The organism is Sessilibacter sp. MAH3 (assembly GCF_054658275.1).
Map to the genome: position 1 here is coordinate 49,598 of NZ_BAAGIE010000007.1, position 13,664 is coordinate 63,261.

General features: G+C 39.7%; 17 protein-coding genes. 15 read left to right on the forward strand and 2 right to left on the reverse strand.

All coding sequences use genetic code 11. The features are described from left to right. Nucleotides 1-15 precede the first annotated feature (15 nt). Nucleotides 16-1,227 carry a zinc metallochaperone GTPase ZigA gene (gene zigA, locus ACYQ2C_RS06035; RefSeq protein WP_460100750.1) on the reverse strand — a complete coding sequence of 404 codons (1,212 nt, stop codon included), beginning with the start codon at nucleotides 1,225-1,227 and terminating at the stop codon, nucleotides 16-18. A 685-nt stretch (nucleotides 1,228-1,912) separates the two neighbouring features. Here zigA and ACYQ2C_RS06040 point away from each other — a divergent pair. From ACYQ2C_RS06040 to ACYQ2C_RS06110, 15 genes are all read left to right on the forward strand, one after another. Continuing rightward, nucleotides 1,913-2,524, forward strand: coding sequence for a hypothetical protein (locus ACYQ2C_RS06040; protein WP_460100752.1), 612 nt, complete (start codon nucleotides 1,913-1,915; stop codon nucleotides 2,522-2,524). Nucleotides 2,525-2,648: 124 nt separating this feature from the next. Then, entirely contained in the window at nucleotides 2,649-3,155 is a 507-nt protein-coding gene (locus ACYQ2C_RS06045; protein ID WP_460100755.1) for a hypothetical protein, read from the forward strand. Nucleotides 3,156-3,232: 77 nt separating this feature from the next. After that, nucleotides 3,233-3,622, forward strand: a complete 390-nt coding sequence (locus ACYQ2C_RS06050; RefSeq protein WP_460100757.1) for a hypothetical protein — start codon at nucleotides 3,233-3,235, stop codon at nucleotides 3,620-3,622. A gap of 114 nt (nucleotides 3,623-3,736) precedes the next feature. After that, nucleotides 3,737-4,297 (forward strand): WG repeat-containing protein, encoded by a 561-nt coding sequence (locus ACYQ2C_RS06055; protein WP_460115648.1) that lies wholly within the window; start codon nucleotides 3,737-3,739, stop codon nucleotides 4,295-4,297. Nucleotides 4,298-4,452: 155 nt separating this feature from the next. Then, complete coding sequence (locus ACYQ2C_RS06060; protein ID WP_460100763.1) at nucleotides 4,453-4,734, forward strand: hypothetical protein; 282 nt, start codon at nucleotides 4,453-4,455, stop codon at nucleotides 4,732-4,734. A 60-nt stretch (nucleotides 4,735-4,794) separates the two neighbouring features. Beyond that, nucleotides 4,795-5,019: a hypothetical protein gene (locus ACYQ2C_RS06065; RefSeq protein WP_460100766.1), complete on the forward strand. Its 225-nt coding sequence runs from the start codon at nucleotides 4,795-4,797 to the stop codon at nucleotides 5,017-5,019. A gap of 95 nt (nucleotides 5,020-5,114) precedes the next feature. Further along, the gene (locus ACYQ2C_RS06070) at nucleotides 5,115-6,056 is read left to right on the forward strand and encodes a hypothetical protein (RefSeq protein WP_460100769.1); all 942 of its coding nucleotides are present in this window, start codon (nucleotides 5,115-5,117) and stop codon (nucleotides 6,054-6,056) included. Between the two features lie 257 nt (nucleotides 6,057-6,313). Continuing rightward, entirely contained in the window at nucleotides 6,314-7,069 is a 756-nt protein-coding gene (locus ACYQ2C_RS06075; protein WP_460100772.1) for a class I SAM-dependent methyltransferase, read from the forward strand. A 479-nt stretch (nucleotides 7,070-7,548) separates the two neighbouring features. Then, complete coding sequence (locus tag ACYQ2C_RS06080; protein ID WP_460100775.1) at nucleotides 7,549-7,851, forward strand: hypothetical protein; 303 nt, start codon at nucleotides 7,549-7,551, stop codon at nucleotides 7,849-7,851. A gap of 527 nt (nucleotides 7,852-8,378) precedes the next feature. After that, nucleotides 8,379-8,816 carry a DUF695 domain-containing protein gene (locus tag ACYQ2C_RS06085; protein WP_460100778.1) on the forward strand — a complete coding sequence of 146 codons (438 nt, stop codon included), beginning with the start codon at nucleotides 8,379-8,381 and terminating at the stop codon, nucleotides 8,814-8,816. A gap of 437 nt (nucleotides 8,817-9,253) precedes the next feature. Then, nucleotides 9,254-9,613 carry a DUF4431 domain-containing protein gene (locus ACYQ2C_RS06090; RefSeq protein ID WP_460100780.1) on the forward strand — a complete coding sequence of 120 codons (360 nt, stop codon included), beginning with the start codon at nucleotides 9,254-9,256 and terminating at the stop codon, nucleotides 9,611-9,613. A gap of 36 nt (nucleotides 9,614-9,649) precedes the next feature. Next, nucleotides 9,650-9,871, forward strand: coding sequence for a hypothetical protein (locus ACYQ2C_RS06095; protein WP_460100783.1), 222 nt, complete (start codon nucleotides 9,650-9,652; stop codon nucleotides 9,869-9,871). Next, nucleotides 9,868-10,260: a hypothetical protein gene (locus ACYQ2C_RS06100; protein ID WP_460100785.1), complete on the forward strand. Its 393-nt coding sequence runs from the start codon at nucleotides 9,868-9,870 to the stop codon at nucleotides 10,258-10,260. The genes ACYQ2C_RS06095 and ACYQ2C_RS06100 overlap by 4 nt, the downstream gene beginning before the upstream one ends. Before the next feature lie 217 nt (nucleotides 10,261-10,477). Then, on the forward strand, nucleotides 10,478-10,981 hold the full coding sequence (locus ACYQ2C_RS06105) for a GNAT family N-acetyltransferase (protein ID WP_460100788.1): 504 nt from the start codon (nucleotides 10,478-10,480) through the stop codon (nucleotides 10,979-10,981). 403 nt (nucleotides 10,982-11,384) lie between these two features. Continuing rightward, nucleotides 11,385-12,629 carry a TIGR03862 family flavoprotein gene (locus ACYQ2C_RS06110; protein ID WP_460100940.1) on the forward strand — a complete coding sequence of 415 codons (1,245 nt, stop codon included), beginning with the start codon at nucleotides 11,385-11,387 and terminating at the stop codon, nucleotides 12,627-12,629. Nucleotides 12,630-12,886: 257 nt separating this feature from the next. Here the strand turns inward: ACYQ2C_RS06110 and ACYQ2C_RS06115 are convergent, their stop codons facing one another. Continuing rightward, nucleotides 12,887-13,645, reverse strand: coding sequence for a YciK family oxidoreductase (locus tag ACYQ2C_RS06115; protein WP_460051423.1), 759 nt, complete (start codon nucleotides 13,643-13,645; stop codon nucleotides 12,887-12,889). Nucleotides 13,646-13,664 lie beyond the last annotated feature (19 nt).

Here is a 13,664-nt window from a genome sequence, read left to right on the forward strand (position 1 = left end):
GAAGGTGCGATTCGATCATGCTTCTTCGCCCCAAGCAGGGAAGGGATCGGGCAGTGATTGCCACACTTCTTGCCCGGCTAATAGTTCATCGTTATTTAATAAGCAGCTATCAAGAGCTTCAATAAATTGATGCTTACTAAGACCTTGGCCAATAAAAACCAACTCCTGACGCATATCGCCAAAAGGTTCTTGCCATTTAGATTTAATAGATTGTCGATATTCTTCATCATCTGGCCAATGATCTTCTGGCACTGCTTTCCAAAACATTCCTGCAAAACCATAGCGTGCAATACCGCCAGCTTGACTCCATTGGCATGCAAATTCGGGACGAGTCGCCAACCAAAAATAACCTTTCGAGCGAATTAGCTTTCCTTGTAGGTCTTTTTGATGAATAAAATTAAAAAATTTCTCTGGGTGAAATGGGCGTCGAGCTGTGTAAGTAAAACTACTAATACCGTATTCTTCGGTTTCCGGCACGTGTTCGCCTCGCATTTCTTTAAGCCAACCGGGCGCTTGTTGGGCACGTTCAAAACTGAATTTACCCGTACCCAAAATACTGGTAATTGATATCTGACCATGCCTGATTGGAATGATTTCGGCTTCAGTATTTAATGTTTTTAAAACGGCAATTAAATGATCTAACGTATTTTTGTCTACTAAATCGGTTTTGCTAACTAAAATAATATCGGCGAATTCCACTTGATCAACCAATAAATCTGCAACACTGCGTTCATCATCTTCACCCAAGTGCTCATCAGTTTCTTGCAAATATTTAGCTTCATCGTAATCCACTAAAAAATTGACCGCGTCTACGACGGTAACCATGGTGTCTAATGTGGCTACATCAGACAAGCTAATACCGTCTTCATCCGCAAATGTAAACGTTTCTGCCACCGGTAACGGTTCAGAAATACCGGTAGATTCAATTAATAGGTAATCAAATCGACCTTCATTTGCAAGTTTTCGAACCTCTAGCAACAGATCTTCTCGTAACGTACAACAAATGCAACCATTACTCATCTCGACTAGTTTTTCTTCACTGCGGTTGAGCGTTACCTCATTTTGTACAGTAGCAGCATCGATGTTTATTTCGCTCATATCGTTAACAATCACCGCAACGCGACAGCCGTCTCGATTATTGAGAACATGGCTTAACACAGTAGTTTTGCCAGCGCCAAGAAAGCCAGAAAGTACTGTAACTGGTAGTTTTCGAATGGTATTTGTCATGAATGCATCCCTTGTTGGAATTATCCATTTGCATTACTAAGATTACCGCAAATAGAAGTTGCTTAAACAATAGATCTGTTTGATTAATGATCGTTTTGAATGATATGTTACAACATATCATAAATGGAAAGGTCAAAACCAGCAATATCTCACCGTACATTCGAACAAAACTAATCGGTGCGATAGTTTGTGTTAGTGCTGGTAGTGAACATTTCTTCAGTGCTAAAAGGGAGTGTAATCAAGGAGCACTTATAGAAAATAATTTTGATAAAATTAAGAAGCTAAATCTCTGTGGAATATTATCGCTGATATTTTAATAGAGAAATTATCTTTTAAAATTGCTTTGGCAAAAAAAATTAAAATAAATCGTAAAAAATAAATATCTTAGTAAAGAATATCCTGCGATTAAATTTTAATCATTTAAAAATACCTCTATTAAATAATTCCGATTTTATGGTTGATTTTTATAGAGCGAGCACAGCTGCACCACTCCATATTTACAAGAGTGCGCACCACAACAATGTGACTCTCAGTGATGATTGTTGTGCCAAATTGACTGAAATATTGACGTAACAAAACTTTCGAGATAGCGTTCAGAAAAACTCACCCGAGATAGATGTTACAATGGTGGTAAACTCGACAAGAAGCGTCGTTAATACATCTGTTAAGCTGTTATAACTAAACCATGTTCGAATTCAGTAGTTATTTAGAACAACAAAATTTAAAAGGTGATGATGCCTTATATGTCACGAAAATTGGCGACTCTATATGGTTTTGTATATGCGATAGAGCGGGAGGAATGGCTGGGGCAGCACAAGCAAGCAATTATGTTGTTGAAGCTTTTAAGGATCTAACAAATATCGACAGTTTTGATTCTTCAGATGACTTTGAGTCATTTCTTCGAAAAGTAGATTTAGAGCTAGCGAACGAATCTGGTTGCGGCGAAGCTACTGCAATCGTCGGAAAGCTTAATGATACAACCGTTTTAGGCGCAAGTGTTAGCGACTCAGAAGCTTGGTTATTTAATAGAGAATATGATTACGAACTATCATCTATGCAAAGCATGAAGCCCCTATTGGGAAGTGCTAGCACGACACCTATTGGTTTTGGCCCAATGGATGTAGACAAATCGATCCTACTTGGCTCAGATGGTCTTTTTAAGTATATAAAACTAGAAGAAATGAAATTGTTACTTTCGACAAAAACTACAGCTAAAGAAATAGCTAAACTTGCAAAGCAAGATATTGGTAGTCTCCAAGATGACGTTTCAATTATTTATATCAGCAAAAAGTCATAACAAGTTGCTTCACGTTGACACATACTACTACGCTCGTTTTTGTGTTTGTCGCTGTACTCCAATTTTACACAAAAACGCTCTCCGCAGTATGTGCAAGTGAGCAAGGCGTTAACATCATTAAGTCATGCGTAAAAAATTACTTTGGTCAGCGGTTTTAATAATTTCATTCGTAGGAATCGGGTTTCTGCTTAGTCTTTTTGGCGGCGCATTAAATCCGCCAGCGAATGCGGGAGAGAATCTTCCTCGAATTAATATTAGTGCGCTAGAGCCAGGAGGTATAATCACGCAAGATGCTGGTTACGAAGGTTGGTGGAACGTCAGATATATAATATTTAAAAACTATAATTCAGAAATATCTGTTTTTGTTGTTCCGTTGAGAGAGGGGCTTGTAGATATGCCCGATTTAAGGTGGTGGCGCAGGGGTCCTAAGTGCAAAAATTTTGGCCCCACTATATTTAATGGTAAGGTTGTTCCAAATAGTCATTTTAAGTGCCACGATCCAGAATTGAATGAGTGGCTTGCGACCGAAAATGTATGGAGTCTTGATGGTACTAACCTCGGAACTTTAACCGACGATATGAAAAAAGTGAAATTCAAAATTAAAGGAAATGACATTGTACTACATATCTAATGTTAACAAGTCAATCAATGTGGCCTTTGGCTGGACGCGCTAACGCGCGCCGCAAAGCAAAGCGTTAGAGCCAAGGAATGCTGATTACAATTTCAGAGCACCTAAATAACTTGGCCGAGATTGCCTTTGCTACCAGTTACATATTAATTTGTATTGGTAGTTCAGTAAGCTTTTGGGTAGCGAATAGTAGTTTAAATATAGGTCAGCGATTATTTATCAGTTGCCATGGTTTTCTAACCCTACTTGTAATCGGTATTCCATTATTATTCTTTGCGTCAGGTTGGAGCATTTCTGCATTTACTAATGCTTTCCAAGTTAGTTGCCTTTTGCCAATGCTTTCAATTATCTATAGCCTGTTTCGCCACTCCGGCACTAAACTGTTATTTTGGTTATATCTTTTGTTAGTACCCGCCATTATGTGGGCATGGTTTATTGGCTCTATGGTTGTTTCAGGCGATTTGCTCTAACAAACGCATTAACCACTCGCTGCGCTAGCTGGGGAAAAACGTAGGCTCCCTCGCTTCGCTCGTTATTATAGCCTGCGTATTTTTGCCCGTTATGCGGACGTTATTAGAAGTACTATGAATCGATACATCGCGATACTCGTTATGCTTTCTTCTGGCTTTGTGGTGGCACAGGACTTTGGTCCGTGCGGGTACATTCCGAAGAGGACCGAACATTACCAATATCCTGAGTGGGAGGTATTCGAAAAGTGCGCTTCTTACAAAGATGATGTGTTGCAAATATCCAAAGACCATATGGGTAATCTGAATTTTGGTAAAACTGGCATGACTAGCTTTTTTACTTCAGGTCAATACTTCTACGTAAAACCGGATGGTAGGTTTCTTCCGGTAATATTTTATGATAGCGGCGCAGATTACTTTCAAGAGGGGCTGATCCGTTCATTAAACAGCGGCAAAATCGAATATTACAATTCCGATTTTGAGCTTGTGCTTTCGCCGGGTTACGATTGGGCGTGGCCCTTTCACGAGGGCAAGGCACTTGTCTGCAAGGGCTGTGTTTTAACTCCAGCTGAGGATGGTCACAAAGCCTTAGAAGGTGGCTTGTGGGGGTATATAAACAAGGAGGGTGTAGAAGTTGTCCCAGTCAAATACAAAGCTTTCGATGTTCCTGGCAAGTAAAACTTCTAACAAGCACATCAAAAATCAATTCAATAATCAATTCAAAGAAATCCAAGAAATTACGTCAATCCGCACGAAAAATTATCGAGAACCATTTAAGAAACGATAATACAAAAAATAGTAACAACGGCGATCCAGACCGGCGACGACAAACCGTGGAAACACTGCTAAAAAATGCTGATAAAATTGATGCGTTCTTGCAGAAATCCACACCGCGAAAAAGTACTGGCAAAAGTAACCGAGAAATACAAAGTAATATTACCGATAACGACAGTGCGAAAATGAATACTTCAAAAGGCACGCTGCAAGGTTATAACTGCCAAACCGTGAGTGATGAAAAGCGCCAAATTATCATCGCCACAGAGTGTTTTGGGGTAGGGCCCGATCAAACACTATTAAAACCGATGATTAAAAAAATCGAAGAAAACCTCGGTTAAGATGCATTAAATCACGGAGCCTTACTGATAGCTGACACTGGATATTCCAGCGAAATCAATATGGAATACCTCTATCAAGAAAAAATTAACACCGTGATTCCTGATACACAATTTCGTCAACGTGACCCGCTGTTTAAAAACTCCGAGGCCGTGCAAAAACACAAAGCACACCGACAAAAACCCCGCAAAGACCAGGAAACTGAGGAAAGAGCAAAAAAAGACCCCGATGCCCCTATAATCAATTCTAAATTTGCAAAAAGAGCAAGAAAACTAAATCAAAAATAAATGCTAACAAGGCCAGTCAGAAGCACAGCTGCGCCTCTGCTGGCGGCGTTAGCTTTCACAAGCCGGCCCATTCAGAGTAAAAATGAGATTTATTAATGACGCTCAATATCCCAAAACTAGAAGAATTATTCGAAAATAAAACAGTCCTGATTTTAGGGGCCGGGGCATCAAAAGATTATGGATTTCCTCTTTGGGCTAAGCTCAAAGAGGAGTTACTAGATATTTTTAGAAGTCCCAGTGTACCCGAAGTCAGCGCTGATGGATCCGCGAATTGGTGGATTGACAAACTAAATAACATGGACGAAACGCAGACCGTCGATACACTGGCGCCGGACGCTCCCGATGAATACTTCGATCGCTTCCGTTTAGCCCTTGCACTTATTGTTGCTCGTTATGAGTCTTTAGATAACAACACTGGCTGGGTAGAAAGTTTCGCAACCAAATTTGCAGAAATGCTCCTCCGCATACGAGACAGAGACAAGATCAATCAGGCGGTTACAAATTTTACTGCAATAACTCTTAACTATGATCGTAGCTTCAATCGACGATTTGGATTAACTGTCGTTGAAAAGTTCAGAGCAGGACTAGAAGGGCATGGCCGAAACTATAAGAAATACCACCAAGAGGTGTTTGAAGCACACCTTTATATGGTATTACACCCTCATGGATCACTTGGGTCTACTGGCGAAGTTCATGTAAATATCAATGACTCCACGTACCAAGGAAGTAGTTCCCACTTGCGAGTCAATTATGGCGACACTAATGAAATTATAAAACTCTTCAATGAACAAGGAGCTATTCCCAATGTCACGTCTATTGATGATATGTCGGACGGCAATAACCCTTGTTATTTTACAGCCAACAGCAAAATGCATGCGAAAAATGCGATTTGTATAGGGTTGTCAGATATCGGCGTTAAAAATTGCAAGCTGGATTTTAAGAATATACAAACCGTATATTATAGTGGTGCAAATAAAATATATGACAATTTCATTCCTCTTAATATTCACGCCGCACCTCTAATTGAAGCAATGTAATTTCAGGAAAATAAATGGTAAGTAAAAAGCTAACAAACAAGTCAACTACGTGCGCAAAATGCGCGCACCGGGCAAGAAAGTTTCGAAGGTAAATTAATCCATTTTGATAGCACTGAATATCCAAGTTAGCATAGTGTCTTGCAATATTTGGGGAGCGCGACTTAACAAGTTGCTCTTATTCATTCCGGTCACAAAGTGTGGCCTACAGCGGACGCGCTAGCAAAATGTTATGCATTTAGTGCTCAAAGGAGCGATATGTGAAACGAAGTAATTCAACAACAGAAAGACTTTTTAAGTCTGCAGGGATTTCTGAGGGCATGGCAGTTCTTGAGTTAGGATGTGGCTCCGGAGAGGTCTCTGAAGTTTTGAGTGACATTGTCGGTTCTACTGGCAGTGTGTTAGCCATCGATCGCAGTAAAGAGATGTTATCTTCTGCCTCAGATAGACTCGACAAATCAGGAAAGAGTAATGTACGTTTTTTACAAGTTGATTTGAATGAAGCTCCGAAGTATCTGGAAGGCATTGAACTTTTGTCTTTCGATGCAGTGGTTGGTCGTCGGGTTTTAATGTATTTACCTAGCCCTGATAGAGTTCTATCCAGTCTGCTACCCTGGCTACGAAAGGGTGGTCTGGTCGTATTTGAAGAACATGACTCTACTATTTGTCCTGGGTTTGTCGATGCAATGCCGGCACACGAAAGAGGCGTTTCTTTGCTCGAGAAAATGCTTGCCGAAGAGGGTGTTGATCAATCTATGGGATTCCATTTACCCGTAACTTTTTCTAAAGCTGGACTAAAGTTTGAGGCAATCTGGGCTGAGGCGGTTATTGATGGTCAAGGCGACCAATATACGCTTGGAGAGCTTTTGGAGTTGCTTAAACCAAGAATGGAGTCATCGAATGTTGCCGCCGCTTTTGAAATTGATGAGCTGATAGCACAAATTGAAATTGAGAGGCAGCCGACATCTGTATTCGTTAGCGGAATGCGTTTCTGTTCTAAGGGTGTAAAAGGGTGAAATTGTCGTGCCGCAGCATAGCAAATTGCTGCACACAGAAAAATTGCTCGTTCGCTCCCAACTTTTCAGTGACCACTACAGAGTTGTCGAAAATGATATTTGAAGAAATGGGAATGTCACTGTGTAAAAAGTGATATCAGCGAACTGAAGAAATTAATTAAAGATAGACTTATTAGGAAGACTAAGGCTGATAAATCCAAGGGCATCTATAGAGAGTACTTAAGTATAGAGAGGGATAACGCAAACTCTCTTGTTTCAATTATCATTAACAAGTGAACGACTATTTTTGGTGGATGTTTTGGAATTAATCTGTACAGAGAATAATGTGAAGAATTTATATCTATTCTTGAGGCAGAAACGTTCTAACAAGTTTATCTACTGGACTCCATTTTCGTCACTTGTTTTTTGTACTGATTGGAACAAAAAATAATCAACTACAATTCACCTGTAATAAAGGTGTTAAGTGTTAGGATAATTCCATGCCAATCGGTGAAATTGCAGGAGATATGGTTGTAGGGGTCTTTCGGCTAATAGGAAGCTTTATTGTTGATGTGATCTTCGAGATATTAGTTAAAGGGCTTGGCTATCTCATTTGTCGGCCTTTCTTAAAATCAATCGATCCAGATGGAATTGTGGTTGTTCTGGTTGGTTTTGTCGCCTGGATTATCTTATTGTTCACGGGATATATTGTTTATCAATACGTCCTTGGGCAGATCGAAATAGATCGTTGTATTGATGCCGGAGGCCGTTTTAATGATTCCATCAATAAATGTGAGCTGTAATTATTTAATAATCAACAGTAACGGAAAAACTACGCGACACTAATTTGGGTTCGTTGCGCACACTTTACCGTAAATTAGCTCTGTTCTGTTTTTCCACTGCGCAGGGTGTTATCCATTAAAGGCAGAGAAAATGGATAGTGACGATTTTTTGGGAATGAAAAACTTTGATGAGCAAGTTTCACTCGCTCAAGAAAGTGAAGTTTTAAGAAATAAAATTTGAAGTAAAATAAAAATAGCAATTGTGAAGTAATAGATGCTTTTGAAGCAGAGTGCAAGGAGCAACGTAAGTCGTCGTAGCTTCTTTATGAGTTAACAAACTCAAAACTTTCGTTACTAAAAGTCATTACAGAAATAGACAAAGAGAGTAATCATTTAAACGAATAGAATTTGGTGCAATCGGCAAAAATTCGCCAATCATATTCCTAACAAAGCTACAGCTCGTGGCTGCGTTAGCTTTACGTAGTAATCAGAGTACTTTTTTTGATTAACATTCATTAATAGCTGCACCGACATACTTTGAGGGAAATATGGAAGCATTGAGAGACATTATAAAAAACGATCAATGGTCAGTTGCAGAGGAAATGCATAATGATCTTCTTCTAATAATTCGTTTCCGAAATGAGTTAACCCCAGATTCGGGTATTTTTAATCACTCTCAGCTTATTCGTATTTATTGGGATTACACACAGCATGAATCAGGTATGCCTTCCACTGATGAAAGTCAAAGTATGGAGGTTTTCGAAAATCGTCTAGTGGATGCACTAGAAGCTGATTTATCAGGTGTATTGTCTGCAGTAATTACAACTGATGGTTATCGCGAATGGGTCTGGTATTGTCTATCGACTGAAGTATTCGTGGAAAGACTGCAGAATATGCCTCAAGAAGCTGACCCATACCCAATAGAAATAGAGACCGAACAGGACCCGAAGTGGAGTTATTTCTTTAATCAGGTACGTGCAGATTGATAACAATTTACTGCGCGTCCCTTGGTGCTGGATACGATAACAGTTGCTGGTTATTGTGGTGTTAGAATTATTCTAGCGTTTTATTAGTGTTAAATGTTAGGCGTTACTTATGCTGTAAGTTCTCTTTCTTGGGGTGCTTATGTAGAGTGCAAAATGTTATCAGCTACAAAATTGTGGTAATTAATTTTTAGTAAAAAGTAGGTTTATGTTGACCAGTTTTGCTCTTCGTAGCTTTAATTAATAATATAGTTGCGTAAGATTGAGTAGTTTCGTTCTTTGTAGCTCAAATTGGCAAACTTGGTGGCAGAAAATAAGGTAGCTTAAATGTTTGGTAGTACGCTTATAGCACCGAGAAATACCTATTCGTTCTGGTCACTAAAAAGCTCTGGCTTCACCGGACACGCTAGCGCGCCACAAAGCAAAGTGTTAGAGCTCCAATGAAGAATATCCTACTTTCAACACTGTTTTTTCAGCTTTCTAGTAATTGTTTAGCGTGTTTTCCTGCCAACGGGAAAGAATTCGAAATTTCTGGAGAAATTGTTCCTGCTTTGTATAAAACAGAAGATTCATTGGCGCACTATAGAGCGTTGAAGTTTGATAAAGCGGAATGCTTTTCCCCGGATGGAGAGTTTTCAGACAGCGAAGTTTCTTTATCTCAAGTTCAACTTATTATTCCGGAAGAACTGAAAATAGAGATTGGTAAGAAATATACAGTTCGTGGTACAGTTTTTCATTGGCATACGGGTCATCATTTTACTGGAGTTGTATTAAGCGTGAAAAATGTGGAAAAACTTTAACAAATTACTCCATTTGGTACAGCGGCCTGCATTTTCTTGCGTATTCACTTATTAATTGTTGTGGTTAATCCTATTGAGAACGAAGTGGCGGATAGGCTTCATGCAATCGCCCAAGAGGTTTCGCCAAATATGCTTACAGCGAAAGATCTTGGTGGCATTATTAATGCGCTAAATGCTCACAATCTAGCGTTTGGATTAGATCATAAGGACTTTCAGTGGCTCGCTATTTATGGACCGCTAACTTTCGATAAGTTATGAACCTCAGAATAGCTGTTTTTATTTTTATGTGGATTTCTTCAGAGCTAGCAAGTGCTGGGAAAATCCCATGCTCTCTGAAAAAATTCAGTGCCGAAATTGACGAACAAATAGATACCGGTCTATCGAATGAAGAGGTTAGGGAGGTGCTTATAGATAGTTACGGAATTGAGCCCGCCCAAATTGCACAACATACATATGAAATTCCCTTAGCTTTAAATAACCGTAAAGGTCGTTTATCGGGTGTAAAATCAAGATTGAATGTCATATTGAAGCAATGCCATCCGATGAGTGCTTTCTTCTTCGAAACATGGTTCTCGGCGCATTATTACTTCGATGACGAGGGTAAATTAATTAACGATGAATATTTTTACACAGTCGATGCACTGTAAAATTAACAAGATCTGTCATCGGGATAGCCAAATCTTAGCGTGTTTTTTCTGCCTTTGCTGGCGGCGTTAAATGCGGATCGCGAAATCGAAAATGACCGTATGCGTAGCTGTATCAAAATTGGCAAGTGAAGTAGAAAAACAATGTGACTGCGTAAATGAAAGTTATGAAAAAAATGGCAGGCTATTTTGCAGAGTTATCTTTCTGAGCGAAAATTGAATGTTGAAATTTGTACCGGCTCAAGATAGTGATTCGAAACTGATCTTGAAATACATTAATGATTTGGCTATTTGCGAAAAATTTCCTTTTCCTATTTCTGTTACTCTATCGGATATAGAGACGAACCTACTAGGTAACGATGCTATAGCAAAAGCCATTATTTTTTATCTAGATGAGAAACCATGCGGATTTGCTGTTTATTACTTTACATTTTCAACTACAACAGGAAAGCGAGGTCTGCATCTGGATGATTTGTATGTAGAACCGGAATGTCAGGGAAGGGGAGTTGGCAAGAAGGCCCTTGTGTATCTGGCTCAAATAGCTAGAGAAAATGATTGTGCCCGGTTTGAGTGGTGGGCACTTAAAACAAATGACTCTGCAATTCAGTTTTATTTGAATGTAGGAGCTCAAGAATTGGATGTAATCTCAGTATTTCGGTTAAATCAACCTCAAATTGAGAAGTTACTAGAAGATAACAAACCCATGCACGCAACATATACGTGATTGAAGCGTTAGGTTTCAAAAAGGATAGTCTGTAGAAATAATTGAAATACTGTTTGTTAAGAAGGTTGGGATTGAGAAAACCCTTGAAGGAAATCTCACGCTTGACTTTGATGGGGCCAATCAAAATCATCTACAAACCATTCATGCGAGTGCACTTCTATCTAACATGGACTGGTGCGTATAGATACCACTGAGGTGTTTAATCTTTACTCTTGAAGACGCTACAATAATAGATACAGTAAATTGATGTTGCCAATCTAAAGGTTTGAGGCAGTAGATGCAGTTGTTGGGCATTGTTTGATCGATGTGCTGTCGGTTGGTATGTTATTGACAGAACATTACTCTATTCCTTTCTCTTTAACCCGTTAGATTGGCGTTATTTAGGTTTTGATTATTGTCTTTTATGTCTGCAAATATTTCTTTAAATGCCGTGATTATCGGCGCCGGTCCTGCAGGTTTGATGGCGGCGGAGCAGTTAGCTAGGCACAACATTCTCGTGACAATTTTTGACGCTATGCCATCTGTTGGAAGAAAATTTCTGCGAGCAGGCATAGGTGGTCTTAATCTAACACACTCGGAGAATAAGTCTGATTTTTTGAAACGTTATACTCCTGTACACCAAATTGAGCCTTGGCTAAAACGTTTTGATGCCGACGCTTTAATCAGCTGGGCGAAAGAGCTTGGTATTGATACCTTTGTTGGTAGTTCTGGGCGTATTTTTCCTATGCAAAAAAAAGCGGCGCCATTGCTCAGGGCGTGGTTGAAGCGCTTGAAAGACTCCGGCGTTAATATTGAAACTCGACATCGTTGGTTAGGGTGGGATGAGCATGGCAATTTAAGATTTCAAAACTCAGAAGGTGAGCTAACGGTTAGGTCTGAAGTTGTTATTTTTGCGCTGGGTGGTGGAAGTTGGCCGCGTTTGGGCTCAGATGGTCGTTGGATGGAGATTTTTCGGCAGCGGGGTATTAATTGCCAGCCGTTTCGTTCGAGTAATTGTGGCTTTAATTATTCTTGGAGTGATAACTTTCAGAGAGAACAACAAGGGCAGCCATTAAAAAATGTTTGCCTCACCAGCCAAATCTCTTCTAAAAAGGGTGATGCGACAATTTCTGCCTATGGCCTTGAGGGCAGTTTAATTTACGGGCTATCGGCATCAATTCAAGATCAAATAAGCAATAAAGGTCAGGCGATTGTTTATTGGGATTTATTACCCGATCGTTCTGTTACTGATATTCGCGGTAAATTACAAAATCGTCGCTCTAAAGATTCGCTCAGTAATATGTTAAGAAAACAATTGGGTATTTCTGGAAGTAAATTAGCGTTGTTAAAAGAGCTGACGTCTAAAGAGCAAATGCAAAACATAGATGCACTTGCGGAACTTATAAAAAATCTGCCTCAAATTTTGCCCAGTTGCCGTCCTATTAGTGAAGCCATTAGTACGGCAGGCGGTGTCGATTTTGAGCAACTCACCGAAGGTTTGATGCTTAAATCCGCGCCAGGTATTTTTTGTGTGGGTGAAATGTTGGATTGGGATGCACCAACAGGTGGTTACCTTCTTACAGCTTGTTTTGCCAGTGGCGTTGTTGCGGGTGAGGCGGCAGTGAAATATTTAAGCCAAAGGTCAAAGACTATAGGAACATCTAATTAAGTCATTCCTAGTTTAATCAGATGACAGAAATTGAAAATGTGATTTCCAATTTCTTTCCAATTTCTTTTCAATTTTAATCACTAACCATTCTTGAAATTAATAACCTATGGGCTAAAAAAGGGAACGCCAACGGAAGGCAAGATTTGTGGGTATTGGGACTAGAGGTTAGAAGAATCTGTGATAAAAGAACTTCTGATAAAATTACGATGGCATTATCAGAGGTTCCTTTTTCAGGCGTTGCTGTAGGCGTCTACAAGTTATTTAGACGCTGACAGATTTAAGTTTTCACCGCTTACAGCCACGCTCGCGTCACTCATTAAATACAGATAAGTTGGCATATGGTCTTGTGGTGCGGTAACGGTTTCTGGATTTTCGGCCGGGTAGGCACGTGCTCGCATATTGGTGCGAGTGGCTCCGGGATTAACCGAGTTAATGCGAATGTTATTTACGCCATCCCACTCGTTGGCAAGAATTTCAGTTAGATTTTTTAACGCAGCTTTTGATGCCGCATAAGCTCCCCAAAATGCTCGTCCTTGGTTTGCCACACTTGAACTGGTGGTAATCACGCTTGCATTCTCGCTATTTTCTAATAACGGTGTTAGTGCTTTTATCATCATAAATGGTGAATGCAAATTTACCTGAAAGAGCTTAAACCAGATTTCGGTATCATAATTTGAAATGGGTGTTTTTGTACCTAGCTCCGCTGCGTTAATTAGTAATCCGTCGAGGCGGCCATATTCTTCATTTAATTTAATGGCTAGGTCTTCGTAGTCTTTCTCGATAGCGCCTTCAAAATTCATTGGGTAAATGGCTGTTTTGTGATTGCCCAATGCTTCTATTTCATCATAAACCATTTCTAATTTTGCAATTGTTCTACCCATTAAAACGACTGTGGCGCCGTGTTGTGCAAAATATTTTGCAGCAACTTTACCGATACCATCGCCCGCACCAGTTACCACGATGATTTTATTTTCGAGAAGGTTTGGAGTGATATTGAAGTTTTCTGGTAGTTGCATAGTAAAAGTACTGCTTAAA